This window comes from Paenibacillus sp. EC2-1 (assembly GCF_049311625.1).
Classification (GTDB): domain Bacteria; phylum Bacillota; class Bacilli; order Paenibacillales; family Paenibacillaceae; genus Paenibacillus_AQ.
In genome coordinates, this window is record NZ_CP186006.1 from 662,422 (window position 1) to 687,758 (window position 25,337).

Genomic DNA, 25,337 nt, shown 5'->3' on the forward strand with positions numbered 1-25,337 from the left:
CGCATCACGGGCTGACGTGAATATACGGAATAGGAGCGAGGAGATTATGACAGAGTGGATGCATAAGGAAGGCTGGACTCTCGTTTTTAACGAAGAATTTGAGGGTCCAGAGCTTGATCAGACCAAATTCTCACCGTATGGGTTGTCACACTGGAAGACTTTAGAGGAGGCAGAGGCCACATATCAATTCCGTAATAGCTGTATCGTTCTACAGCTGCCTGATGAGCATCAGCGTGTGTCGGCTATTGTTACAGGGATGCGAGATGGATTGCACCGGTACGGTGATGATTTAGGGCTTAACCATCATGATCGTGCCTTCATGAATTTGGTGACGAAGTATGGTTATTTCGAAGTGCGTGCGAAGGTAGCGAAAGGAAGTGGACTGAATTCAGCTTGGTGGATGATTGGGTTTGAGAATGAGAAGGAGCAGAATGCAGAAATTGATATTTTTGAAATGCTAGGAAAAGATACGCATCTACTGAATACGACACTCCATGCGTTACGGGATACGAAATTGAAATATGCGCATATCCCGTATCGTACAGATGTGGATTTATCTGAAGATTTTCACGTGTATGGCTTTGAATGGGATGAATCCGGCATGAAATTTTATCTGGATCATGAGTTATACTGGGAAATTGATCAGTCACCGGATTATCCGATGGTTACCTTGCTTCAGATTAATGATGGGGATGGGGGATGGATTGGTGAACTGGATCGCTCCATTCCTTACCCGAAGGAGTTCCTCGTTGATTATTTAAGAGTGTATAAGCGTGAAGGTATGCCTATGGAGCTCATTCCGCTGGAGGGTACGGAAGGCAATCTTGCTCGCTATGCTCTTAGTGGTGTAGGTAATGACATTACATGGGGAGATCTATACAACGCTCAATCGCATATTTGTTATATTAATGACGGTGATCCGAATACCGCATTAATAAGTAAGCCAGGGGAGGCATTGCCTCACTATATCTATCTGGATTGGATGCAGCCACATATATTTGATACGATAACTTTAACGACACGAGCTGGTTTGAATCAGGGACCCACACAGTGGGACATTGAAGTATCATTAGACGGTATGAACGATTGGTGTAAAGTTGGAGAGTCAGGGTTAGTTGAATGGGGTAACCGTGAGGATGAGGCCGAAACATTCGAAGTTAAGCTGGATCAAGTCCAGCAAGCCAAGTCCGTTCGCCTGGTTATTCGCGCATTTAATGGGGAAAAGGTGACAGGAGCATATCTCATTCAGGATATCGCCGTTTATTTAGATAGCAAGAGGTAGCATTTCTCGTTAAAAGTAAACAGGCCGCTCAAGGGTTTATACCCTTGAGCGGCCTGTTCGTTTAGGATGCTTAACATATCTATTACCGCTGCCGTGAAGAGCGATGTAAGCTCGATTTATGCGCATAGATCACAGCTTTATCAGCAATAAATGCAGTGAACATTAAGAGAAAGACTCCATAGGGAAAGCCAGTACCATCAAGACTTGGGACAAGCCAGTCAGCTGTGATGAAATACAGCAGTGTAAGCAGTACAGGGAGCTGTCGCTTTAGACGGTATTTCCATACAGACCACACGAGGCCACCGACACCTGCGTACAGTAGCGTTAGCCGTACTAAATCTAAAGCTGATTGGACTACACGCCGAGCTTCCTCCTGATCGAACCGACCAGCATACTTCGTTGAAACTCCACCGAATATACTTCTGTATAGATGAATAATGGGATTACCTTCGATAAAGCGTGCCTCTAACCAGAGCGGGGCAATATTCCACGGGCCAGGAAGATACATCAGCTTCTCGAACAGGGGGATACTGAGCCACCATGGTGACAAGACCAAGAGATATCCGAGTGTAATCAGCAGTGTTCCTCCAATAATGACTCTCCATGGACTACGATATACCCGCCACAGGACGATAAAGAGAACGGGGTACAGTAGAGCCTGTAGATTGAAATAGGCCACAAAAGCAGTAAGAATACCAGCAGCGGTATACCATCCTGCTTGTTTGAATTCAAGGGCACCAATCACTGCACATACGAGCATGAGCATCAGGGTCTGCATCGTAGTATCCGGCAGGATCAACCGGACCACGCCATATGCAGGCCAGTAAAGGGCATAGATGGTACAGGCTAATAATGCCGTCGAGGTATTGAACATATATCTACACAGAACAAATACCAGATAGACAGAGAAAGCATGAAACAGGCATTGAATCAAACGATAGGCCGTGAGCGCATGTCCATCATCTCCGAACAGTTTGGTTAGTCCGGCTATCATGAGCGGTACGCCGGGCATAACTACAGAAGAAGCGCCCTCATGGTCTAGTTGACCAATCATGGAGGCACTCGTTAGATATTTTTGCTCCATTTCAATAATGGCGCCTTGAGGCCCGTTCTTTCCGCCTCCAATAATCAACAGACACGACATGAGGAAAACTCCAGCAATAATCGCAAGCAGCAGTTTTCGATTCATTCGACTCAGGGACCAAATGGAAAACAAATTGTCCACTCCACTCTATGTGATATCTCTAAGTGCTTCCAATTCATCTCATTATTTATGAACCGGATTCTCCCTATATATTAAAGAAATCCAGATCAAATAAAAAGACTCCGTTGTCAACGGAGTCTCATATCGGACATCCATACGGTATGTCGTTAGAAACCGCTATGATATTTCGAATCCGTGGATGAGCGGTTTTTAGACGTCCCGTCCCGGCGTTTCTCTTCCTGCTTCTCTAAATTCAGATCTTCCATGGGGATGGGGTCGACATGCTTCTCGCTCTCAAATCGATCGAACAGACTTTCCTCTTCTGTAGGATACTGTTCAGGGTGATCTGTGTTTCCGGGTCCATTGTGTAGCGGAAGGTCCTTCTTTTTGTCGGCCATTAATCTCACCTCATTTTGATTGATACTTTATTTATACCTTTTTTTAGGAAGCATCAAACATCTTGAGATCAGCTTATGACTCGAATCCAGCTGCTGGTTGCTGCTGTTCCCGAATACGCTGTTCCATATAACGGATGAAGATTTCTACAAGTTCGGGATCGAATTGGGTTCCTGAACATCTTCTAAGCTCAGCAATTCCTTCTTCGTAAGTTTTCGTATTCTGATAGGGTCTTTCCGTGGTCATTGCGTCAAAGGAATCAATAACCGTGAGCATTCGGCACAGTTTCGGTATTTGAGTACCCTTGAAGCCATGTGGATATCCACCACCGTCATACCGCTCGTGATGAAGTTCAATATAGGGCACAAGTTCTTTGAATTTCTCATTCGTTTCGGCAATTCGTTTACCCCAACTTACATGACGTTTGACCGTTTCCCATTCATCTGGCGTAAGTTTATCTTTCTTATTCAAGATTCCCCAAGGTATTTCAAGCTTTCCGATGTCATGAATGAGCGCACCAAGCACAAAAGTTCTTCGCTCCGTACTTTCTAACTGGAGCACTTCACTCATTTCTACCGCATAGCGGAATACACGTTTCGAATGCTTAAAGGTATCGACATCTTTATAGAGGAATAGCTTTAGCTGCTGCTCTATATCACGTACATCTTCTGCGAAATCGATTTCATATTCTTTTGACGAGCCACTTCCATAGATGTGCACGGTGTTCTTGCCTTGCTTCTTGGCATAATAGAGCGCCTGATCAGCGAGATCGACCATCTGTGCTTTATCATGGATGTCATCTCGATAACTGGCAATTCCAGCAGAGAAAGACAGACAGCCAGCAGGGAAGATTTCAACGCCTTCAAAATAGCTATCGTTCAGCTTCTTACGGAGACGATTCATGAAATGCTGAGCTTTGTTCTCGTCGAAACCAGGCATAAGAATCGTAAACTCTTCTCCACCAAAACGAGAAGCGGTGACCTCAGCCGGTTCACATTCATTCTTCAGGAAGTCACCTAGAAACCCGAGTAGTAAGTCTCCTTTCAGGTGACCGAACTGATCGTTGTATTTTTTAAAGTCGTCGATATCGATCATAGCTAGTGAGAGAGCAGTTCCCGAAGTTTTTGATTTCTTCATTTCGGCATCGAGTAAGTTCTCGAAATAGCTGTGATTGAATAAGCCGGTTCGCTGATCTTTAATCGCTTTCTCCTGAATTTCGTTGTACATGGTAAACAGTTGCTTAAATGAGTAAGAGAGCATGGTGCTGAGACCTATAAATAATGCTAGTCCAAAAATTCCGTTATACATGATTAAAATAGACAGAACCAAAGAAAGAATGAGCGTACTGAGATAAACGAGTAAAGTATCTTTAAGAAAGCCATTAAGTATCTCGATGAGAGATCCTTTATATAATAAGTAGTAATAGAAACCAACTAGTCCTACATTGATCGCAAAATATACGGTTAGTGTAATGACGTAAGCTAAGATATTCGCATTTTCAATAGGTCCTTCATGGCCACCTAGTGTTTCAAAAATGAATGCAGAGCCTGTGATCATCATGGAATAAATGGAGAAGTTTACAAGGTGTTTCCACCATGAAACTCGTCTCTCATATACTGCTGAGATAATAGAGCTGAGCAGTAGAATAGATAAAGTGAAAGAGGTACCATAGACAAACAGAGAAGCTAAATATACGGATGAATCCATAGATTGCTTATTGCCTTCAGGAGGTAGCTGAAATGTATAATATTCAAGTAATAAGCAAGCTCCGAGCATAGCATAAATCCATATCCAATCCATCATTGAATAATTAACAAAATCCCAATGATGGTTATACAAAAACACAGAGACGCCCACTAAGGTGATAAAAATAGCTAGCAGATGGCTCGATTTAAGCTTGCTAATATGAGAGAAACTGAGTTTTGACATAGACACTACTTCTCCTTGGCATACATTGATGATGTCTCCATATTTTATGATATAAACCTTGGCAATACAATGTGATAAATAAAAAAACAGGCTGATATCAGCCTGTCTTTTGCATTATTATCCAATCTTGTAACCGGAAGTCAAAGCAACTACGACCGAAGCTACGATAATAGCATTAATAACAATACGGGAATACTTAATTTTATCTGTCTTTTTCATGTTTAATCCCCTCCTTTCGAGAAATCGTGAACTCGAATATATTATGAATTTTGAGGTTCACCAAGATTAGAGCGTTTAGCATCAGATGGATTTTTGCTAGGTGTCATTAAATGAACGATGTACAAGAAGATGCCAAAATTCATCACAATATCTCCAATGCTGATCGCTTGCGTTCTGGGATATGGAGGAGACAACGGAATGATATCACCTAGAAAAGGAAGATTGGTTGAAGCATCCATCAAGAAGTGTTTTGAGATTACGGCACTGCTCTTGAGCATGTCCACATAATAGGGATCAAGCACAGATGCAGCTTGAAGTGAAACAGGCATTCGCCCTCCATTTGCAGCCATGACTAAGAAGTTAAGGAATACTCCAAGTAGAACGAGGGTAAACCCTTTTTGATTACGGTTCATCCACAGAAAGATCATTCCGATAATATAGATGAGTATAAAGGCGTAATTACTTGCAGATGCAAGTGCCTGATTGTTATCTTGGAAACGGAAAATAGCGAATTGGATGATTAGTAGTAGTGGGAAGATAAGGCCGCCCTTTAGTTTGATCTGGCTGAACTTCAATAGCCCGTTACGGATGCCTCCTCGAAGAAATCCAACAATCAATCCTATGATAATACCGTCAAAAACCATGGGGTTTCCTTCTTTCATGTGACTATAATTTGTGTAATGGATCATTATATTGGTCTATCTCGACATTTATAGATTATTATACCAGCGAAAAAAGCGAGATAACATCTTTTTTTATAAGATAAGAGATAAATATTTTTAAATATGTCTTAACATATCAAAAAATGGTTTGGGCACACTATATATAGTAGAGGAAAAAGACATATTGCGCCTAACAATGAAGCGAAGTGTGTTTATTCATCACTTTACATAGCCATGGGGGGTATAGTATAATGAGTGCAGTGATTAATGAAAGTAGCTACAGGGTACTAACCGTAAGAGAAGGAATTTTCCTTCATTTACGTAATGGATCACATCACTAAGGTTAACCTTAGTGAGTGGATGTAGATAACCCGGTGAAACATCGGTAAATGAGCTAAGGAGGAATTACGATGAAAGAAATCACACTGAACGTTGAAGGCATGTCATGCAACCATTGTGTTAACTCGGTAGAAGGCGCGCTGAAAGAGGCGGGTATGAGCGGCAAAGTAAACCTGGCGGCAAACACCGTGACGGTGGAATATGACGAATCTAAGGTAACTGTGGATCAGATCAAGGAAACAATCGAAGAACAGGGATACGATGTCGTATAATTGAATCATTCATATCGACACCCGTCAGGCTCATAAGAGTCTTGCGGGTTTCTTGTTGTATAATGGATGAATGAAGGTTTAAGGGGAATAAGTATATAAACGAAACTAGGAGTGATGATCCAAGTGAATGAAACTAAGAATGAAACGATATCTTTACTTATGAATCATCGGTCGATTCGTAAATATACCAATCAGCAGGTTACAGAAGAACAACTAAATACGATTATTGAGGCAGGACAGATGGCTTCCACCTCAAGTAACGTTCAGGCATATAGTGTTATCGCCGTCAGTGACCCGGATCAGAAGCGGGCATTATCGGCTCTTGCGGGCAATCAGGCATATATTGAAGAATGCTCGGTGTTTCTCGTGTGGTGCGCAGATTTATATCGTCTGAAACAAGTAAGTGAGGTGCATATGGAAGAACAGCCATCGTATGTGGATTCGACTGAGAATTTCATCGTGGCAACCGTTGATGCGGCACTGGCTGCGCAAAATGCAGCTATAGCTGCTGAATCGATGGGACTAGGAATTGTCTATATCGGCGGCGTACGGAACCAGATTGCTGAATTTGCAGATCAGCTAAAATTGCCGGATCTCGTGTATCCACTGTTCGGCATGTGTGTCGGATATCCTGATCAAGAGCCAGGTATTCGCCCACGTTTGCCACGAAGCGGCGTCCTACACAAGGGAACCTACAACGTAAAGCAGACGCTAGAGGCGGCTGCTAACTACGACAAGGTATATACTGAATACATGCGTGTACGAAGCGGCGATAAGCCAGCTGCAGCTTGGTCGCAATTTATGTCTAAACGTTTAGCAGAACCAGTCCGACTTCATATGAAGGATTTCTTGCAGGGCAAGGGATTTATGAAGCGTTAGAAGCACAGGGCGGTAATTGTTTCTTCAAAATAACAGCACATCCAAATGGATGTGCTGTTATTCGTTACACGCTCTTCCGGTTATTCCTCGTCTCTGCAGTGCTCTTCAGCGATCTCGACGGCGGAAGTGAATTCCTCCTCGTTATGGGAGGCCAGCTTATCTCCGTATTGATCAAGCCGATCTGGGCTGCTGGATGGTCCGTCGTTCTTCGGTTTGTTGTTTCTTCCTGTCATGTGTGGAACCTCCTTGGAATGCTGAATTATGTCCGGGACTCGTTTTAGCCGCAGTATTCCGGCCAACGTTTAGATTGTTCCGGTGCTTGGCTTAATATTCATGTACTGGAAGGACCGAAGCATAAGCGATTGTCTGCCTTGGGAAACGCGTGTTAATATAGTAGACTTGTAGAATCATAGAACATCAATTCATAGATAGAGATTGGAATGGGGGGAAGACATTGAAGCTGGTATCTTGGAATGTTAACGGCTTACGAGCTTGTGTCACAAAAGGATTCATGGATTATTTTAAACAAGCAGATGCTGATATATTTTGTGTTCAAGAAACAAAGCTCCAGGAAGGGCAGATTGAACTGGATCTAGGCTCCGAATACCAACAATACTGGAACTATGCAATCAAGAAGGGCTATTCTGGTACAGCTGTATTCACTAGAATCGCTCCACTGTCGGTTTGGTACGGGATTGAGGAGAACAGCGAGCCGGAGGGCCGGACAATCACCCTGGAATTTGAAGATTTTTATCTAGTGAATGTGTATACGCCGAATGCGAAGCGCGATCTTAGCCGACTGGATTATAGACTGGAGTGGGAGGAGCGGTTTCGCAATTATTTGCAAAAGCTGGACAACCTTAAACCTGTAGTGGTCACTGGGGACCTTAATGTCGCTCATGCTGAGATCGATTTGAAGAATCCAAAATCCAACATGGGGAACTCCGGCTTTACACTCGAAGAGCGTGGTAAGATGACAGACTTGCTGGCAGCCGGATTTATAGATACCTTTCGTCACCTGTATCCAGACCGCACAGACGTCTACAGCTGGTGGTCGTATATGGCAAAGGTGAGAGAGCGAAACATTGGGTGGCGTATCGATTATTTCCTCATGTCATCACAGCTGGAAGAGAAGCTCGTTGATGCGGCAATCGATTGCCATGTGATGGGTAGTGATCATTGCCCGATTTCGCTAACATTAAGAGATATTCCTATAGTGAACTAATTAAAAATAGACGTTCAAAAGCGCCCCTCTATAATCCATAGGAGGGGCGCCTTTTTTCTGTATAATGATTGCATTTCACAATAATTAATGCGTACTTAAACCATAAAATCTCCGAGCATTATCGTACAACATCTGCCGAGCCTTTCTCAGGTCTATCCCCTGAATATCAGCCCAAGCTGCCGCTACATCTGCTGTCATGCGGGGATGTGTGACTCGACCTTCAAAAGGACCTTCGAATGGCCAAGGCCCATCGGTTTCCGTCATGACCTGAGTTATCGGATATTTCTGTGCAAGAGCACGAATCTCGGGTTCATATAGAATATCCGGGGTGAAGGAGATGAAGTATCCTGCATTCGCCATTCGGCTGGTCGTTTCAGGGGAACCCTTGAACCAATGGAAGTGTGCGGACGTAACACCGTGCTTCTCCAATAAGTCACAGGCGATATCGGCGTCTTCGTAAACAGCATGTAAGACGATTGGCTTGTGATGTTGTTTGGCGAACATAATAAACTGCTCCAGCAAATCCTCGTAAGGACGATTGTCCCACGCTTCACCGGCAGCTAACGCTTCAATCCTAGAGTAGTACGGAAGTCCGACCTCACCCACGGCAATCATGTCATTCACATGGTCCTCCATGAAAGAGAACAGGGCCTGAATTTCATCTATAGATGGAGCAGGCTGTTCGGGATGGAAGCCGAACGCAGGCTGTACAAGTTCATGATATCGGCGAGCTAGCTCTAGGTTTCGATGGGAAGACTCCAAATTCATGGATACAGATATGACCGTCTCTAAGCCGCTATTTTGCAAATCCTTGAGTATAGTAAGCTGCTGATCTTCTGGATACGTATCCAGATGAATATGGGCATCAATTAAGGGCGAAAGGTCATCGTATGTCATTTCTTTAGTTCCTCCCGCATCATCGACGAAATCGCACCTTTCATCTCAAGAAAGGCTGGATCGGATAGGATGTTCTCACGCCTTGGTCGAGGGAAGGGAACATCGATTTTTTGTAATACTTGTGCAGGACGGCTCGACAATACATACACCGTATCGGATAGAAGCAGTGCTTCTTCAATATGATGCGTAATCATCAGAACAGAGCGGCGGTTTTCTTCCCATATATCAAGAAGCCAGTGCTGCATATCACTGCGTGTCAGCGCATCTAGCGCACTGAACGGCTCATCCAGACACATGACTTCATGCGGGCTCATCATCGCTCGAAGGAATGCAGTTCTTTGCTGCATCCCCCCAGATAGCGTATGGGGATAAGCTTGCTCGAACTCGGAAAGACCCGCCCGCTCAATCCAGCGGCGAGCCTCTTGGATTGTGTGCTCCTTATCCATACCCGCCAGCTCCCTAGGGAGAAGAACATTGTCTAGAACAGTTCGCCATGGAAAGAGGGCAGGCTGCTGAGGCATATAGGCAATGCGACCTTTTTGCCCGGTTACATCTGCGCCATTCATCCAGATGCTACCCGCATCAGGGGCAGTCAGTCCGCCAATAATATGAAATAACGTACTCTTTCCGCTGCCTGACGGCCCGATGATGGAGACGAATTGTCCAGGCTGAACAGCAAGTGAAAGACCATCCAGCACCTGAATCTCCTGCTTGCGTTCACGGAAAGTTTTATAGATACTGCGCGCTTCCAGAGCTGGAGGAGCGGACGATGAATTCAATTGGCCATGATGATTTATAGGATGTTCAGGGTTCTGTACGGTTGTCATCCAGAACACCTCCCTTGTTGTAAATAGACTGTTATTTATCCTGCTGTGGACTCCAGCGAATCAGTCGTCTCTCCAGCAAAGTAATGAGTGCAACCATAAGTAAACTTAATAGGACAATAATAAAAATAGCGACAAATACTCGGTCCGTACGATAAGCGGATTTTTGCAGGAGCATGAAATAGCCGATGCCCTTTTCAGAGCCGATCCATTCTCCAATCACGGCACCCATGACAGAATACGTTGCTGCAATCCTTACACCGGAGAAGATGGAAGGGAGGGCGTGAGGAAGCTCCAGTTTACTGAAGGTTTGCCACTTGCTAGCACCTGCCATCTGCATATAGTTGAGCATGGTCCGATCAGTCCTTGCTAGACCATCCATGGCAGCGACCGCGACGGGAAAGAAGCAGACAAGTGTAATGACAATGACTTTGGGCAGAATTCCAAATCCGAACCAGATCATCAGAAGAGGTGCCAGCGCAATGGTGGGCACATTTTGACTGATGACCAGAAGCGGGTAGAGAGCGATTTTTAGCCACGGGATTAAATGTAATGTCAGCGCAATGACAAGTCCTACGGTTGTTCCGATCACGAATCCGATCATCGTCAGCTGAAGTGTGGCGACCGTATGTCCAAGTAATCCTTCGGCACTGGCGACCGCTTCTTTCGCAATGTTCGAAGGTGGTGGCAGAATCCATTCTTCGATATGAAACCAGGATACAGCCAGCTGCCAGCCTATCAAAAAGAGAAGAACCGCCACAATGGGCGGCCATAGACGATTCCACCAGCTTGTCATGGACGGTATTTTTCAGTCAGCTTGTCCATGCTGATTCCAGTGGGGTATTGCGCTATTTTCACCTGGGATATAACACCTGGGCAACCAGCCTTAAAGAGCGCCTCATGCATGTCATTCACAATCTTGAGCAGATCGGGCAATTCTCCTTCTAGTGTGGTCTCCAGTGCATTTACCTGATATTTGACGCCCGACTCCTGAATGACCCGGATGGCTTCATCGACATAAGGAATGGTGTCCCGGCCATCAGGTGTCTTCGGAATAACTTGAATACTGAGTAGTGTGCTTGCCATGATTGGTTTCATCCTTTCATATTTCAAGTCAAATGACTTCAGATTTCATAGATATCGCTTCGCCTACGGAAGCTCTGGCAAAAACTCATTCGTAAACGCGCTGTTAACCTCGAGTTCTTTATCTAGCAGCTTACGTTCAAACATCCAATCAGCATAGCCTTTCCAGACGCTTTCTTTCTGTTCTCCCCAGCGTGCAGCATCATCCTGATAACGTGGGCTCAGCCATTTCTGGCTTTCTAGCACCAGCTCTTTATCCAGTTCTGGCACAGCCTTGGAGAGAAGGGCCGCAGCTTCCTCAGGTTGCTTAATAGCGTAGTCATAACCTTTGGCTGTGGCCCGCATGAATGCTTTAACGAGTTCGGGGTCTTCTTTGATCATTTTCTCATTCGTAACGAGTACAGGTGTATAGTAATCCAGTGCTTCCGAGTAATCCTTAACATAGATCATATCAAGGTCGTCGCCACGAAGCTTAGCTTCAATCCCAGTCCATGCGTAGAAAATCCATGCAAAATCGATGTCTCGTTTCACGGCTGTGAAATAATCGGCATCGCCCATATTGATTATTTTTACCTTATTAACGTCTGCGTTATCCTGCTCCATAATGGATTTCATCACAGCTTCTTCAACAGGAGAACCCCATCCTCCGTAAGCTTTACCTTCAAAGTCAGCTGCTTTCTTAATATTGCGGTCCACTGGGGCTGCAAATCCGGATGTATTGTGCTGAATCACAGCAGCAATGGATACGAGTGGCACACCTTGCGTCCGAGCAAGAGTAACACCTTCCTGATAGCTGACACCAAAGTCGGCTTTACCTGAAGCAACCAGGGCATCGCTGCCCCCAGCACCAGGCTGTACAATCTTGACATCTAGGCCTTCCTCTTCATAATATCCAAGGTCTCTGGCTGCGAACAACCCAGTATGGTTCGTATTAGCTGACCAATCGAGCATCAGCTGAACCTCACGAAGTTCTTTGGGCTTATCCGTTCCTTTAGCTTCCTCGTTGTTCGGTTTCTCCTGATTACCGCATCCGGCAGCCATAAGTAGTACAGCACAGATCATGATCAAGGCCATCCATTTCCTATTCCTCACCATTTCTCTCTCCTTCTGAACAGTAGCTTCATGAAGTATAGGCAGCGGCCATCCTTACGTGACAGCAACACCTCATTCATCCTAATCGTATAAAAAAAACGTCCCGAATAATCGGGACGTATGACGAGCGCAAAAAGTTGTTAGCGTATATAATACGCTTCATCCACATTCCTACGCTGGCATTACCCAGATCAGGTATAACGGTCAGTATCTTTAAGGGATACAATCTCAGCCGGCCAATTCCAGCACCCCGGTTCTATGAAGTTGTTCGGTATAATTTAACTGAGCAATTTACATGATGCAACATGCTCAACTACGTGTATTATAGTCTTGGTTTGAAAATATGTCCAGAGAAGCAAGCTTAGCGATTAGCGCTGGAAGAACTCAATATTTTCCCCTTCAGGGCCATGGATAAAGAAGTAACGGTGTCCATTTGGCAACGTAACAATTTCTTCGTCTAGATATGGAAGATCTAACGCTTTAACCCTTTCATATTCTTCCTCAATATTGTCTGTGCTTATGGCAAAATGATGCACTGTCCCTTCGGCAGGAAGGGAATCGCTGTATCCTTGTACAAGCTCAACCTCTGTCTCATCTTGGCCGTGGAAACCTAGAAAAGCTAGCTCAATGACACCATTCGTATGTGTCAATCGTCCTTTGAGTTCCAGACCGACAACTTCGGTATAAAAGGCAAGAGTCTTCTCCATATCCCGCACTACAATCCCTACATGATCCAGTCTTCTACGTGTCATTTACCAAGCACCCCTTATATATGAAAGTTAATAAAATTAACAGCATCATAGCATGTATTACTTAGCTGTCAAGTAGAGCTGGCATAGGGTTATTTTGAAGTACCTCTTCTATGGGGATACACGGTAAGCCATTTCTTTTTTTGCTCTAAAAAAGGTTCAGATTTGGTGAGGCGGGTACACTATGAATACAACCTATAGAACTAGAGAGGAGCAGGAGAAATGGATAAATCACAACTGGAGCAAAAAATCACAAAAGCACTGGATGAGAACAAATTCTGTACGTTTGCTACAATTGAAGGAGACAAGCCAAAAGCAAGATATATGGCTTTGTTTCATGAGGGTCTAAGTCTGTACTTGGCTACAGACCGCAAGACGCATAAGGTTGAAGAACTTGAGAATAATCCCCATGTATTCCTGCTTGCTGGATTTGAGGCTGGCGGAACGAAAGAAGTTCTCGAAATTCAAGGAATGGCATCCATCACTAAGAATGACGAACTTCGTCAAAAAGTATGGAACGATGACTTTAAAGAATGGCTTGAAGGTCCGGACGATCCGGATTATGTGGTGCTTGATATCGAACCATATCGAATTGAATATACTGCGCCAGGTCAGCAGCGAGAAGTATGGGAGAAATAGAGTTGGAGTAAACTTATGAAGATCCGGATCTAACGTATCCGGATCTTTTTTTTTGTATATTATAGTCAAATAAGGGGGAAGTTCTTCCATGGATAGGCTCATTTCTTCCACTTTCCCGTTCTCATCTTTACTTCATGATGGGTAGAAAGTATCATTGGATTTAATAGGGATTATAATCCAATAGACCTAAAATTTACATCACGATATGACAAGCCAACCTTTTCAGGGGGAACGCTTATGAAATGGATTCAAGAGATTAGAACACCGCTTCAACTGGCTGTGTTGTATCTATTTATTCAATGGATATTTATCATTTGTTTACCATCTGCTGTCACGATTCACACTCTATTTGTGATTATTGCGCCATTAATCGCTTCTTGCTATCTAGCACGAGTTGCCTCAAGGCATGAAGGTAAGCTAAGGGTGTTTTGGTTGCTAATTATGATGGCTTTAATCTGTGAAGGTTTTGCTCAGTTCGCATGGGCACTACCGTTATGGATCCGTGGTGAAGGATATGGATTTAATGTTGCTGAGTTGTTGTGGATTTCAGAAGCAGTATTCTATACCGCCGGACTCGTGTATTTATTTCGACATGAGCAAGGGGTGCTTAGAGGTCTACGATTCTTGTTCGATATTATGATTATATTCATCGTATTGATGTCAATAAGCTGGGAATACATATTGAAGCCATGGCTTTTGGATGACCACTATACAGGTGATGGCTCGATGCTATGGATGGATCTAGCTTACCCCGTGTTTGGTATGATCCTGATATTTTTTACGATAGTTCTCTATTCTAATGCCAAGCAAGTTCGGCGTGAGGTGGCGGCGTTCCTCTGTCTAGGAGGAGGAGCTTTTGTGCTGGGGAACCTGATTTATCTAGTGAACGTTAATTTAATGGGACAAGCTTCGAGCCCTTATCTGAATCTGTTCTGGACTTCAGCGGTGTTCCTTATTAGCTTCGCAGGCTCTCATTCCATACCGAGACTGTGGACTGCCAGGCCATTTAAGGAGAGAATATCGGCAACGAGGGCTTTTTTTGTGAAATACCTGCTTCCTTACGTGGTGCTTGTAAGCTTGCTTATCTTAACCTTTGACCGATTCGGTGGATGGGGTGGATTGTTTACAGGTCTGTCGCTGAGTATCCTGCTTATCATCGTGCGACAAGTCCTTATTCAACTGGAGAATGATCGTCTGCTGGAGCGCCTGCACGATAGTCTAAGACACAGTGAGTATTTGGCGCATCATGATGACCTTACCGGTTTGTATAATCGCCGTTATTTCAATGCTCGGCTAATCGAGGGAATCGCGGATGCGGATCGTCATGGGAATAAGCTAGGGCTGCTCTATATGGATCTGAATCAATTCAAATTGATTAACGACAATTATGGACATCGTGCCGGTGACATGCTTATTCAGATGGTAGCCGAGAGACTAGGTTCACTGAACAGTGAGCGGCTAGTTTCCTCTCGTCTGGGTGGGGATGAATTCACTGTTATTGTCTATCCTCCGGTGGATGATAAAGAACTGATGGAGTTGGCCGATCGTATAAGTGACTTGCTGAGTAGACCATACAAGCTGGATGAGTATGAAATACATACGGGATCAAGCATTGGACTTGCCATTTATCCCGATCATGCTTCAGATGATCAAGAACTTATTGGACGAGCGGATGCTGCGATGTATACTGCTAAAGAAAATGGATTAGGATGGCAGTTTTATACGGAATCTCTACAGTCACCTCACTCATAAAATTGTTAAAAAACTACAAAGGTTTGTGGTTCAAATGCCGATAAGTAGTATAGGGAGTGAGCTTGCTGAGGAGGACAAATATGTCATGCTATAACTGCATCGCTATAGAACCAATTGAGGACAACGGAAAGATATTTATCCGACCGGCAAGTCCTGAATTAAACTTGATATTTATTGAAAACGGATACGCGGTAGAGAAGATGGAAAATAGTTGCGCTATTCAATACAGAGATCGTGAGGCTATGCTCTCCTTGCTGAAGCTGTTACAAGGACTTCCCTTATTCATTCGAGAGAAGTTGAAGTTTTGTGTAAAGGGAGAAAATGAATCCGGTTATCAGCAACACTGGACTCCTCTTGACCAATTTGAAGAACGTATGAAGCGCTATGATGTGGTCAACATTATTCTGGAGAAACAATTCACAAGTTATATGCAGCCAATTGTGGACCACACAGAAACGATTGTAGCTTATGAGTTCTTGCTGAGGTCAAGTGAGTCGGGCATTCCATTTCAGCCTAATATGCTGTTTGAAACGGCACGCTCAACCGGTCTACACTCTTTTCTAGACCGTGCAGCTCGAATATCCGCGATTGAGACAAGTGCGATATGGTTACCCAAGGGTGTGAAACGATTCGTGAATTTTCTTCCCTCCTCGATATATAAACCGGAGTTCTGCCTCAGTCATACCTTCGAGACGATTGAACGGTTATCACTCGAACCTAAGGACTTTGTGTTCGAGGTTGTCGAAACAGAACGGGTTGATGATGTAAGGCATCTGCAATCGATCTTCGATGTATACCGGCGTAACGGAATATCCGTAGCCTTGGATGATGTAGGAGCAGGGTATTCGACACTTGAACAGATGATTCGATTGAAGCCTGATTACGTTAAGATTGACCGAGGCCTCATTGATCATTGTGATGAGAGTTTAGAGATGCAGCAAAAGTTGACGAAAATAACAGATATCGCTCACAGCTTTGGCGCCAAAGTGTTGGCTGAGGGTATAGAGCGGTGGGAAGAATTCGAATTCTGCCGAGGGATTGGTATGGAGCTGGCTCAAGGATATTTATTCGGGAAGCCTGCAGAAAGGCCTCCAGTGGACCATGAGAATGAGGGCTGTATAACGATTTAGAAATGGCGAATGGTTTAGCATCAAATAGTAGAGCGTACCAGGGGTTATCCTGGTACGCTCTATTATTTTAGATGAAGGTTGTAAGGGGGTTATGAGGAGGTTGTAAGTTTCAAATTGACCGAGACAGCATAGTGATCTGAAGGATAGACCCCTTCAAGTTGATCACGGTAGACCTGAGTTTCAATCATTTGAATATCGGATGTTGTGAAGATATAGTCAATAGGATCACCCTCGGTATCTCCTTTGAAATCATGGAAGGTACAGCCCACCGGCTCATGGAGAAGGGAGTAAGCACTGTTTAAATGCTGTTCGAGGAGCTCAATTTCGGGTTGATCTGGATAAGCATTTAAGTCACCCATTAGAATGACCGGAATTTGTTCTTTATCGCGTAGTTGTCTCATGTGATCCAGGATCAGCTTCGCACTTTGTTGTCTTGCAACAACTCCCATGTGATCAAAGTGTGTGTTCATGACATAGAAGCGCTGACCTACATTCTCTTTACTCTGAAAGAGCCCCCATGTGCATATACGAGGAAGTGAGCTGTCCCAGCTTATGCTTCCAGGTACTTCAGGTGATTCAGATAGCCAGAATTGTCCCTGTTCTAATAGAGTTACTGTGTCATGTCTGTAAAAGATTGCACAGAACTCATCGTAATCGCTTTCAACACCTGTACGACCAGCACCAAATCTTCGGTAGGCAGGTAAGGATTCATCCAGATTTGTTAGCATCTCACTTGTTCCTTCCTGTGTACCAACTATATCAGGTGTGGCCTCTGCAATGACAGCTGCTGCAAGATGTTTACGATGAGGCCAGGCGTTGCTTCCGTCGCTCGATACATTTACGCGCAAGTTGAATGTCATCGTGGTGATACTCATGTCTACTCATCCTATCTCTTCTGTAATGGGTTCATCACTCTACCTTTCAATGATATCATCACCCAAAAGATTGTACGACTGCAAGATTGGTGTACCGAAAATTAACTTGAATCATGCTACATGATCTCATTAAACAAGGGCTATTCCACGCTGTACGCGTCGAATGGCCCTTGTTTAACGGAATAAATTAAAATGCTTTATATATTGAATATGTAATGCTCTAAATTATTCATAGGGTCTGATTATTCATGCCGTAAGAGATGCACTCATTAGTTCTATCAGGCTTACGCTACTTACGATAGAGAAGCCTTGAGCACGGTGAATCCGTAAGCCGGTAGCTTCACCGTCAGCTGCCCTTTATGGGATTGAATGGATTCACCATCGTTCCAGAGATTCATCCACTTCTGGTCATGGACAGGTATGATGACAGACTGGGTAAACTTATCGTTGTTGATAATCACCAAGATGGATTCATGATCATCCTCACGCAGATAAGCGAGCTTTCCTCCCTGGTTCTCAGCTATAAGGAATTGGAACGTACCTGTGCGCAGAACGGTATGATCTTTACGCAGTTTGATCAGCTTCTGGTAGAAAGAGAATAGATCCTTATCCTGCTTGTTCTCATCCCATTGCATACATTTGCGGCACCCTGGGTCTGGTCCACCATCCATGCCGATCTCGTCTCCGTAATAGATACATGGTGTACCGAAGTATGTGAACTGAAATAGGGCAGCAAGCTTCATTAGACGCTTATCGCCATGTGCGAGTGTAAGCAGGCGAGCTGTGTCATGACTATCCAGCAAGTTAAAGGCAACTTCACTGGCTTGATGGGGATAACCGGCTAGTTGCTTGCCTAGCATGAAGGAGAATTTCTCAGCATCAACCGTGCGTTTAACGAAGAAATCAAGGACGGCATAGGTGAATGGATAGTTCATAACGGCATCGAATTGGTCGCCTTCTAGCCAGATGGAGGACTCATGCCACACCTCACCTAGAATATAAGCATCCGGGTTGGCTTTCTTCACGACCTTACGGAATTCTCGCCAAAATTCATGTCCCACTTCGTTCGCTACATCGAGACGCCAGCCGTCGATTCCGGTTTCTTTGATCCAATACTCGGCTGATCTTAATAGGTATTCCTTCACTTCAGGATGATGCGTGTTCAGCTTCGGCATTAGCGGCTCGAATGAGAAGGTGTCATAAGTTGGGATACCGTCCACTACTTCCAGTGGTAGGGAGCGGATATAGAACCAATCCTTGAATCGGGACTGATCACCATTTTTTTGTACATCGACAAAAGGAGCGAAGGTTCTGCCTGAATGGTTGAATACCGCATCCATGAGGACGCGTATTCCGCGTTCATGGCATAGCTTGACGAGTTTTTTGAGTGTATCTTTATCACCGAATTGTGGATCGATCTTCATATAGTCCTCGGTATCGTACTTATGGTTGGTCGTTGCAGTGAATAAAGGGGTGAAATAGATGGCATTGATGCCGAGCTCCGTCAGATAATCCAGATGATCTATGACACCTTGGAGATCTCCGCCGAAGAAGTTGGTGGGTGTTGGCTCGGCACTTCCCCAAGGGAGGGCGCCATCTGGATCATTACTTGAATCACCATTCGCGAAGCGCTCAGGGAAAATCTGATAAAAGACTGCGTCCTTTACCCAATCTGGTGTTGTAAACACATCTGCTGGATTGATGAATGGAAATTCAAATAGCCGATCGGGGTTCCCAGGAGGTTCGCTCAGAAAATCATATTCTGTCATCCAGCGCTTCTCCTGACCTTGCTGCAATAGGAATCCATATTTAAGTCTGCGGTAGGGCGGTTTCACTTCACACGTAAAGTAATCAAATAGCTCATCAGAGGACAGCTTTGACATCGGTATATATTCGATGGTTTGGTCCCATAAATATTTATCACCTGTTAAAGCGTATACCTCGGTCAGGTCATTTTTTTTCGCACGAATTCGAAGATGGATCGTCTGGTTGTCAAAAGCGTAAGACCAGTTTTTCCCTGGACGATGATAGATTGCTTCTAGGAACATAAAGAAGTCCTCCTTAGAAAAATAAAAAAGATACACCCAGGACTAAGTATAGCCGAGGATGTACCTTTTAACAGATAACATTGCCTTTAAGTTGTAAATTTAATGAAAATATATCATGACTTATTGTAAGACACAAGCGGTGAATACACTGTGAATCGTGTTATCGTTGAACGGAAGCGTATGTCTTCCAGCCTCCATCTAGATTCTTCACTTGGAATCCGTTCTCAGCAAGGATTCGGGAAGCAAGATAACCCCGAAGTCCAACTTGGCAGCTAACATAGAGGGTCTCATCTTTTGGAAGCTCATGCATACGGTCCCGTAGATCGTTCAGGGGAATATGGATGGAGCCCTGGATGAATCCAGCGTTCCTCTCAGCAGGTTCACGGACATCAATCAGTGTAGCACCAGCTTTCAGCAGATCATCGATTTCATGCCATTGGACCGTGTCAACCTGCCCATCCATAATATTGGACGCTACGTATCCAGCATAATTGACCGGATCTTTGGCAGAAGAGTAGGGAGGAGCATATGAAAGCTCGATCTCCGTTAAGTCGTGAACATCTAGATTTCCCTTTATCGCCGTCGCAATAACATCCATTCGCTTGTCCACGCCATCTTTGCCTACAGCTTGCGCTCCATAAATTTGTCCATTGTCCGGATTGAATAATAGTTTCAGTGCAATAGGATACGCCCCGGGGTAATAACCGGCGTGGGAAGCAGGATGAATATGAATCGCCTGATAAGGCAGACCGAGCTGCTTGAGCTTCTTCTCGTTGCTGCCGGTAGCAGCCACGGTTAAATCGAATACCTTAGCAATCGAAGTTCCGAGCGTTCCCTTGTAAGGTGCGTTCTTCCCGTAAATATGGTCGGCTACCAAACGGCCCTGGCGGTTTGCTGGCCCAGCTAGTGGAATCATCGCAGGGCTCTGGTGTATATAATCCGTAATCTGAACGGCATCACCGATTGCATAAATGCTCTCATCATTTGTCTGCATATATTCATTAACGATAATTCCGCCGCGTTCACCGATGTTTAGCCCTGCGTCTACAGCAAGTCCATTCTCAGGTCGGACGCCGATGGATAGGATGATCATGTCAGTAGATACCTTCTTACCACTGGATAGCTCGATTGTTTTTCCTTGGTTGGAGAGCGCTTTGACACCATCTTCAAGAATCAGAGTAACTCCTTTTTCCTTCAGATGAGTATGAACGATAGATGCCATTTCATAATCGAGAGGCGCCATCACTTGATTGGCCATTTCAATAAGAGTGACCTTAACTCCACGATCCGCCAAATTCTCCGCCATTTCCAATCCTATAAATCCACCCCCGACCACAACCGCTTTGGCAGGTTTACGCTGGTCTACATATTGCTTAATCTGATCGGTATCAGGAATATTGCGTAAAGTGAAGACGTCCTTGGCTTCATCCAGACCTGAAATATTCGGAACAATCGGCTTAGCTCCAGGAGATAAAATAAGGTGATCGTAACTCTCTGTATAGACTTCTCCAGTAGATAGATTTTTAATCGAGACGGTCTTGTCTTCGCGATGAATAGATATCACTTCACTGAGATTACGGATATCCAGCTTAAATCTGTTGCTCATTCCTTCAACGGTCTGTACCATTAGCTTGCTGCGCTCCTGAATTGTTTCTCCAATATAGTAAGGCAGACCGCAGTTGGCAAATGAAATATATTCACCACGCTCAACCAATACAATGGTTGAGGTTTCATCTAATCGACGTAATCTAGCGGCGGCCGAAGCTCCACCAGCAACTCCGCCTACAATAACAATTTTCTTACTCATAATTTATCCCTCCAACGATTTATTTAATACCCTTGGGGGTATAATAACATATGCACGACTAAAAAAATGTGACAAATATTTGATCGCATATATACGCTTCATATTATAATAAATGTCGTTCGAATCGAAGACGGATTTGAACAAGCGACATAATATAGACTTGACTAAATACCCTCAGGGGTATATATTATGGACAGGTGATATATAATTAGAATAAAGGGTACGACAATATATAAGAAGAAGGATAGGAGGAACAAACATGATGGATTACAATGATCAGATGAAGAACCGTGTTAAGCGTATTGAAGGACAGCTTCGTGGTATTTTGAAGATGATGGAAGAGCAGAAGGATTGTAAGGAAGTGATCACCCAGCTATCCGCAGCACGGACTGCCATTGATCGGACGATTGGGGTTGTTGTCAGCTCAAACCTTGTAGAATGTGTACGTACTGCGGAAGAGAACGGCCATAATACGGAAGAACTTGTGCTTGAAGCGGTAAACCTGTTAGTGAAGAGCCGTTAGTCTTTGGAAGGGTTGACACCCCTTTCTGTATCCTTTAATATACCCGTATGGGTATATAGATGAAGTGACTAACCATATTGATATTTAATTTGAGGAGGAATTATAAGATGATGAACGCCGATAAAGTACTTGATGCTAAGGGATTAGCTTGTCCTATGCCGATCGTGAAGACGAAGAAGGAAATGAAAGATATGGAGCCAGGTCAGGTATTGGAAATTCACAGCACGGATCAAGGTGCGAAGAACGATCTGGCAGCTTGGGCGAAATCAAGTGGCAATGAACTTGTCGAGCATACGGAAGACAATGGCGTGCTGAAGTTTTGGATTAAGAAGGGCTAAAATATTTTTTTACACTATAATATACCCCTTGGGGTAATTAGGGATGTAATAAGGAGGATATAAATACGTGTCTGATACGAAAAAAACAACAATTGTGCTGTTTAGTGGTGACTACGATAAAGCTATGGCGGCTTACATTATCGCTAATGGTGCAGCAGCATACGATCATGAGGTCACTATTTTTCATACATTCTGGGGACTGAACGCCCTTCGTAAAGATGAAGATGTCATGGTTCCGGTGAAGAAGGGATTCATGGAGAAGATGTTCGGTAAGATGATGCCAAGAGGCGCTGATAAAATGGGTCTTTCGAATATGAATTTTGCTGGTATGGGGCCTAAAATGATTAAAGATGTGATGAAGAAGCATAACGCCGTTCCTCTTCCACAATTAATTGAAATGGCTCAAGAGCAAGACATAAAGCTGGTGGCATGTACGATGACGATGGATTTGCTTGGACTTCAAAAAGAAGAATTGCTGGATAGCATTGAGTATGCGGGTGTTGCAGCTTATCTAGCGGATGCCCAAGATGGCAATGTAAACTTGTTTATCTAATGAACAGAGGGCAAAGCCCTGTGTAAGGAGAGGGATTCGAACTTGGATTATCTCAATATGATTTTAATCGCGCTTATCGTATTATTTTTACTCAAACGTATCCTCCCAGCCAAAGGAATCCGTCAGATCAGTACGTCTGAGCTGCGTCATGAATTACAAGATCATCATAAGCAGTTCATTGATGTGCGTACACCGGGTGAATATTCCGGCAACCATATCCGCGGGTTCAAAAACATTCCGCTTCAGCAGCTATCCCAGAAGACGGGAGAACTGTCTAAAGACCGCGAGGTTGTTGTCATTTGTCAGAGCGGAATGCGCAGCAACAACGCAAGCAAACTGCTGAAGAAAGCAGGATTTGAGAGAGTGACGAATGTTAGAGGCGGCATGAGCGCCTGGTCATCGAAATCATAGATTAATGGAGGTTCTAGGATCATGAAAGAGATCACACCGAAGGAAGTAGAACAACGGCTAAACGAAGGTGAAAGTCTGGATATCATTGATGTGCGTGAAACCGAAGAGGTAGAAGCAGGTAAGATCCCAGGTGCGATTAACATTCCACTTGGACTCGTTGAATTCCGTAAGCAGGATTTGGATAAGTCTAAGGAATATATTATGGTATGTCGTTCTGGTGGAAGAAGTGGTCGTGCTACAGAATATTTGGAGAGCCAAGGCTATAATGTCATCAACATGGCCGGTGGTATGTTGGCATGGGAAGGCAAGACTGAGTAATAACAGATGTAGTAACAATTAGAAAAACAGCTTGATCGGTGCGTTCAGCACCATTTTTTTCGAAATATATTATACCCCCGGCGGTATAAAAACAGGAGGTACTTATCATATGAATTCGATTCAATCGAACGTTATGTTGGACGCCAAGGGATTGGCTTGCCCGATGCCCATCGTAAGAACCAAGAAAGCAATGAAGGATATGGATGCAGGTCAGGTTCTGGAAGTACAAGCAACGGATAGAGGCTCAAAAGCAGACATGAAGGCATGGGCAGAAAGTGCAGGTCATCAATATCTAGGTACGGTTGAAGAAGGAGAGGTGCTGAAACATTATTTGCGTAAATCCTCTGATGAAGCAAAAGAGACGCATTCCTTCCCTCACGTGGCGGATAACGCACAGTTAGAGCAGAAGCTTCAGTCGGGTGAGCCCGTGGTTGTGCTAGACGTCCGTGAACCTGCGGAATTCGCCTTTACGCATATCCCAAATGCGATTTCGATTCCATTAGGTGAGCTGGAAAGCCGTCTCGGGGAACTGAACCAACAAGACGAAATTTATGTGGTATGCCGCACTGGAACGCGGAGTGATCTGGCTGCTCAGAAGCTGGCATCTAATGGGTTTGACCGCATCTTTAACGTTGTGCCCGGTATGAGTCGTTGGAGCGGCCCCGTAGTCGATATGAATTAACGATAGAACGATGACCCTTAAGCAGTGAATTCATGAAATGAAATAATATCGAGCAAACATTAAGGAGGAATATATAATGGCAGTCATTGAAATGCAAGCGAAAGAAGTTGCGGAGAAGGCAATCTCTAAAGAGAAGATGTTCATTCTGGACGTTCGGAATACAACGGATTTTGAAGATTGGAAAATCGAAGGCTCCAATTTCGAATATTTGAACATCCCCTATTTTGATCTGATTGATGGCGTGGAAGCGATTTTGGATCAGATTCCGGCGAATCAAGAGGTACTGGTTGTATGTGCTAAGGAAGGATCATCTATTATGGTGGCTGAGATACTATCTGAGCAAGGACGTACCGTGGGGTATCTGAAGGGCGGTATGAAGGCTTGGAGTGAGCACCTTGTTCCCGTCAAGGTCGGCGATCTGAAGGATGGCGGTGAGTTGTATCAGTTCGTACGGATCGGTAAAGGATGCCTTTCCTACATGGCTGTTTCCAATGGTGAAGCGGCGATATTTGATGCAACACGTATGACAGACACGTATATTGACTTTGCCAAAAGTGTAAATGCTGAGATCAAGCATGTGTTTGATACGCATTTGCATGCGGACCATATATCCGGAGGACGCTCAATTGCAGAGAAGACAAATGCAACTTACTGGCTCCCACCAAAAGATGCTGGAGAAGTGGTATTCAAGTATCAGCCACTAGAAGATGGAGACGAAGTGATGATTGGAAACACCAAGATCAGCATTGAGGCGTTATACTCTCCGGGGCACACGATTGGCTCGACTTCATTTGTTATCGACGACCATTATCTACTGACAGGTGATATTTTGTTTATCGATTCGATTGGTAGACCCGATTTGGCTGGACTGGCTGAGGACTGGGTTGGGGATTTGCGTGAAACGCTGTATTCCCGTTATAAAGAGCTCTCGGATGAACTGCTTGTACTACCAGCTCACTTTATGATTATGGAAGAGCTGAACGATGATGGTACCGTGGCGAAGACACTGGGTGAGCTGTATGCATCCAATCATGGACTTAACATTGCCGATGAGGAAGAATTCCGTAACATGGTTACGAAGAACCTTCCGCCGCAGCCGAACGCGTATCAGGAAATTCGTCAAACGAACATGGGGAAAATCAATCCGGACGATGAGAAACAACGTGAAATGGAAATTGGACCGAACCGCTGTGCGGTTCGATAACAAAT

The 25,337-nt window shown here is 44.3% G+C and carries 28 protein-coding genes; 14 read left to right on the forward strand and 14 right to left on the reverse strand.

What is annotated here, in order from left to right; translation table 11 throughout:
- The first annotated feature begins 46 nt into the window (after positions 1–46).
- The gene (locus tag ACK8P5_RS03105) at positions 47–1,282 is read left to right on the forward strand and encodes a family 16 glycosylhydrolase (protein ID WP_422659538.1); all 1,236 of its coding nucleotides are present in this window, start codon (positions 47–49) and stop codon (positions 1,280–1,282) included.
- 82 nt (positions 1,283–1,364) lie between these two features.
- On the opposite strand, the gene ACK8P5_RS03110 is transcribed toward ACK8P5_RS03105, so the two are convergent.
- The 4 genes from ACK8P5_RS03110 to ACK8P5_RS03125 form a co-directional block, all read right to left on the reverse strand.
- Positions 1,365–2,471, reverse strand: coding sequence for an ArnT family glycosyltransferase (locus ACK8P5_RS03110; protein WP_422659539.1), 1,107 nt, complete (start codon positions 2,469–2,471; stop codon positions 1,365–1,367).
- Positions 2,472–2,653: 182 nt separating this feature from the next.
- Entirely contained in the window at positions 2,654–2,884 is a 231-nt protein-coding gene (locus ACK8P5_RS03115) for a hypothetical protein (RefSeq protein WP_422659540.1), read from the reverse strand.
- A 73-nt stretch (positions 2,885–2,957) separates the two neighbouring features.
- On the reverse strand, positions 2,958–4,811 hold the full coding sequence (locus ACK8P5_RS03120) for a bifunctional diguanylate cyclase/phosphohydrolase (RefSeq protein ID WP_422659541.1): 1,854 nt from the start codon (positions 4,809–4,811) through the stop codon (positions 2,958–2,960).
- A gap of 260 nt (positions 4,812–5,071) precedes the next feature.
- A complete protein-coding gene (locus ACK8P5_RS03125; RefSeq protein ID WP_422659542.1) occupies positions 5,072–5,674 on the reverse strand; it encodes a DUF5317 domain-containing protein in 603 nt (200 codons plus the stop codon).
- 428 nt (positions 5,675–6,102) lie between these two features.
- Between ACK8P5_RS03125 and copZ the strand changes: the two genes are divergently transcribed.
- Together copZ and nfsA are read left to right on the forward strand one after the other, a co-directional pair.
- Positions 6,103–6,303: a copper chaperone CopZ gene (gene copZ / locus ACK8P5_RS03130; protein ID WP_422659543.1), complete on the forward strand. Its 201-nt coding sequence runs from the start codon at positions 6,103–6,105 to the stop codon at positions 6,301–6,303.
- A 159-nt stretch (positions 6,304–6,462) separates the two neighbouring features.
- On the forward strand, positions 6,463–7,182 hold the full coding sequence (gene nfsA, locus ACK8P5_RS03135; protein ID WP_422661353.1) for an oxygen-insensitive NADPH nitroreductase: 720 nt from the start codon (positions 6,463–6,465) through the stop codon (positions 7,180–7,182).
- 80 nt (positions 7,183–7,262) lie between these two features.
- On the opposite strand, the gene ACK8P5_RS03140 is transcribed toward nfsA, so the two are convergent.
- The gene (locus ACK8P5_RS03140; RefSeq protein ID WP_422659544.1) at positions 7,263–7,415 is read right to left on the reverse strand and encodes a hypothetical protein; all 153 of its coding nucleotides are present in this window, start codon (positions 7,413–7,415) and stop codon (positions 7,263–7,265) included.
- A 221-nt stretch (positions 7,416–7,636) separates the two neighbouring features.
- On the opposite strand from ACK8P5_RS03140, the gene ACK8P5_RS03145 reads away from it, so the two are divergent.
- The gene (locus ACK8P5_RS03145; protein ID WP_422659545.1) at positions 7,637–8,407 is read left to right on the forward strand and encodes an exodeoxyribonuclease III; all 771 of its coding nucleotides are present in this window, start codon (positions 7,637–7,639) and stop codon (positions 8,405–8,407) included.
- An 84-nt stretch (positions 8,408–8,491) separates the two neighbouring features.
- Here the strand turns inward: ACK8P5_RS03145 and ACK8P5_RS03150 are convergent, their stop codons facing one another.
- From ACK8P5_RS03150 to ACK8P5_RS03175, 6 genes are all read right to left on the reverse strand, one after another.
- Positions 8,492–9,304: a TatD family hydrolase gene (locus ACK8P5_RS03150; RefSeq protein ID WP_422659546.1), complete on the reverse strand. Its 813-nt coding sequence runs from the start codon at positions 9,302–9,304 to the stop codon at positions 8,492–8,494.
- A complete protein-coding gene (locus ACK8P5_RS03155; protein ID WP_422659547.1) occupies positions 9,301–10,131 on the reverse strand; it encodes an ABC transporter ATP-binding protein in 831 nt (276 codons plus the stop codon). The genes ACK8P5_RS03150 and ACK8P5_RS03155 overlap by 4 nt, the downstream gene beginning before the upstream one ends.
- A 31-nt stretch (positions 10,132–10,162) precedes the next feature.
- Positions 10,163–10,924: an ABC transporter permease gene (locus ACK8P5_RS03160; RefSeq protein ID WP_422659548.1), complete on the reverse strand. Its 762-nt coding sequence runs from the start codon at positions 10,922–10,924 to the stop codon at positions 10,163–10,165.
- Positions 10,921–11,214, reverse strand: coding sequence for an MTH1187 family thiamine-binding protein (locus ACK8P5_RS03165; protein WP_422659549.1), 294 nt, complete (start codon positions 11,212–11,214; stop codon positions 10,921–10,923). The genes ACK8P5_RS03160 and ACK8P5_RS03165 overlap by 4 nt, the downstream gene beginning before the upstream one ends.
- A gap of 63 nt (positions 11,215–11,277) precedes the next feature.
- On the reverse strand, positions 11,278–12,306 hold the full coding sequence (locus ACK8P5_RS03170) for an ABC transporter substrate-binding protein (RefSeq protein ID WP_422659550.1): 1,029 nt from the start codon (positions 12,304–12,306) through the stop codon (positions 11,278–11,280).
- A 365-nt stretch (positions 12,307–12,671) separates the two neighbouring features.
- Positions 12,672–13,055, reverse strand: a complete 384-nt coding sequence (locus ACK8P5_RS03175) for a VOC family protein (RefSeq protein ID WP_422659551.1) — start codon at positions 13,053–13,055, stop codon at positions 12,672–12,674.
- 219 nt (positions 13,056–13,274) lie between these two features.
- Between ACK8P5_RS03175 and ACK8P5_RS03180 the strand changes: the two genes are divergently transcribed.
- The 3 genes from ACK8P5_RS03180 to ACK8P5_RS03190 all read left to right on the forward strand — a co-directional run bounded on the left by ACK8P5_RS03180 (position 13,275) and on the right by ACK8P5_RS03190 (position 16,573).
- Complete coding sequence (locus ACK8P5_RS03180) at positions 13,275–13,691, forward strand: pyridoxamine 5'-phosphate oxidase family protein (protein WP_422659552.1); 417 nt, start codon at positions 13,275–13,277, stop codon at positions 13,689–13,691.
- A gap of 237 nt (positions 13,692–13,928) precedes the next feature.
- Complete coding sequence (locus ACK8P5_RS03185) at positions 13,929–15,443, forward strand: diguanylate cyclase domain-containing protein (RefSeq protein WP_422659553.1); 1,515 nt, start codon at positions 13,929–13,931, stop codon at positions 15,441–15,443.
- An 80-nt stretch (positions 15,444–15,523) separates the two neighbouring features.
- Positions 15,524–16,573 (forward strand): EAL domain-containing protein, encoded by a 1,050-nt coding sequence (locus ACK8P5_RS03190; protein WP_422659554.1) that lies wholly within the window; start codon positions 15,524–15,526, stop codon positions 16,571–16,573.
- Positions 16,574–16,662: 89 nt separating this feature from the next.
- Here ACK8P5_RS03190 and ACK8P5_RS03195 read toward each other — a convergent pair whose 3' ends face one another.
- The 3 genes from ACK8P5_RS03195 to ACK8P5_RS03205 all read right to left on the reverse strand — a co-directional run bounded on the left by ACK8P5_RS03195 (position 16,663) and on the right by ACK8P5_RS03205 (position 21,303).
- A complete protein-coding gene (locus ACK8P5_RS03195) occupies positions 16,663–17,448 on the reverse strand; it encodes an endonuclease/exonuclease/phosphatase family protein (RefSeq protein WP_422659555.1) in 786 nt (261 codons plus the stop codon).
- Positions 17,449–17,741: 293 nt separating this feature from the next.
- On the reverse strand, positions 17,742–19,496 hold the full coding sequence (locus ACK8P5_RS03200; protein ID WP_422659556.1) for an alpha-glycosidase: 1,755 nt from the start codon (positions 19,494–19,496) through the stop codon (positions 17,742–17,744).
- A 160-nt stretch (positions 19,497–19,656) separates the two neighbouring features.
- Positions 19,657–21,303 (reverse strand): CoA-disulfide reductase, encoded by a 1,647-nt coding sequence (locus tag ACK8P5_RS03205; RefSeq protein ID WP_422659557.1) that lies wholly within the window; start codon positions 21,301–21,303, stop codon positions 19,657–19,659.
- Positions 21,304–21,565: 262 nt separating this feature from the next.
- On the opposite strand from ACK8P5_RS03205, the gene ACK8P5_RS03210 reads away from it, so the two are divergent.
- The 7 genes from ACK8P5_RS03210 to ACK8P5_RS03240 all read left to right on the forward strand — a co-directional run bounded on the left by ACK8P5_RS03210 (position 21,566) and on the right by ACK8P5_RS03240 (position 25,332).
- Entirely contained in the window at positions 21,566–21,826 is a 261-nt protein-coding gene (locus ACK8P5_RS03210) for a metal-sensitive transcriptional regulator (protein WP_422661354.1), read from the forward strand.
- Positions 21,827–21,936: 110 nt separating this feature from the next.
- Entirely contained in the window at positions 21,937–22,164 is a 228-nt protein-coding gene (locus ACK8P5_RS03215) for a sulfurtransferase TusA family protein (RefSeq protein ID WP_422661355.1), read from the forward strand.
- 67 nt (positions 22,165–22,231) lie between these two features.
- Entirely contained in the window at positions 22,232–22,717 is a 486-nt protein-coding gene (locus ACK8P5_RS03220) for a DsrE/DsrF/DrsH-like family protein (protein WP_422659558.1), read from the forward strand.
- A gap of 42 nt (positions 22,718–22,759) precedes the next feature.
- The gene (locus tag ACK8P5_RS03225) at positions 22,760–23,128 is read left to right on the forward strand and encodes a rhodanese-like domain-containing protein (RefSeq protein WP_422659559.1); all 369 of its coding nucleotides are present in this window, start codon (positions 22,760–22,762) and stop codon (positions 23,126–23,128) included.
- Between the two features lie 21 nt (positions 23,129–23,149).
- A complete protein-coding gene (locus ACK8P5_RS03230; protein ID WP_422659560.1) occupies positions 23,150–23,446 on the forward strand; it encodes a rhodanese-like domain-containing protein in 297 nt (98 codons plus the stop codon).
- A 109-nt stretch (positions 23,447–23,555) separates the two neighbouring features.
- Positions 23,556–24,128: a sulfurtransferase TusA family protein gene (locus ACK8P5_RS03235; protein WP_422659561.1), complete on the forward strand. Its 573-nt coding sequence runs from the start codon at positions 23,556–23,558 to the stop codon at positions 24,126–24,128.
- 76 nt (positions 24,129–24,204) lie between these two features.
- Complete coding sequence (locus tag ACK8P5_RS03240) at positions 24,205–25,332, forward strand: MBL fold metallo-hydrolase (RefSeq protein ID WP_422659562.1); 1,128 nt, start codon at positions 24,205–24,207, stop codon at positions 25,330–25,332.
- The last annotated feature ends 5 nt before the right edge of the window (positions 25,333–25,337 follow it).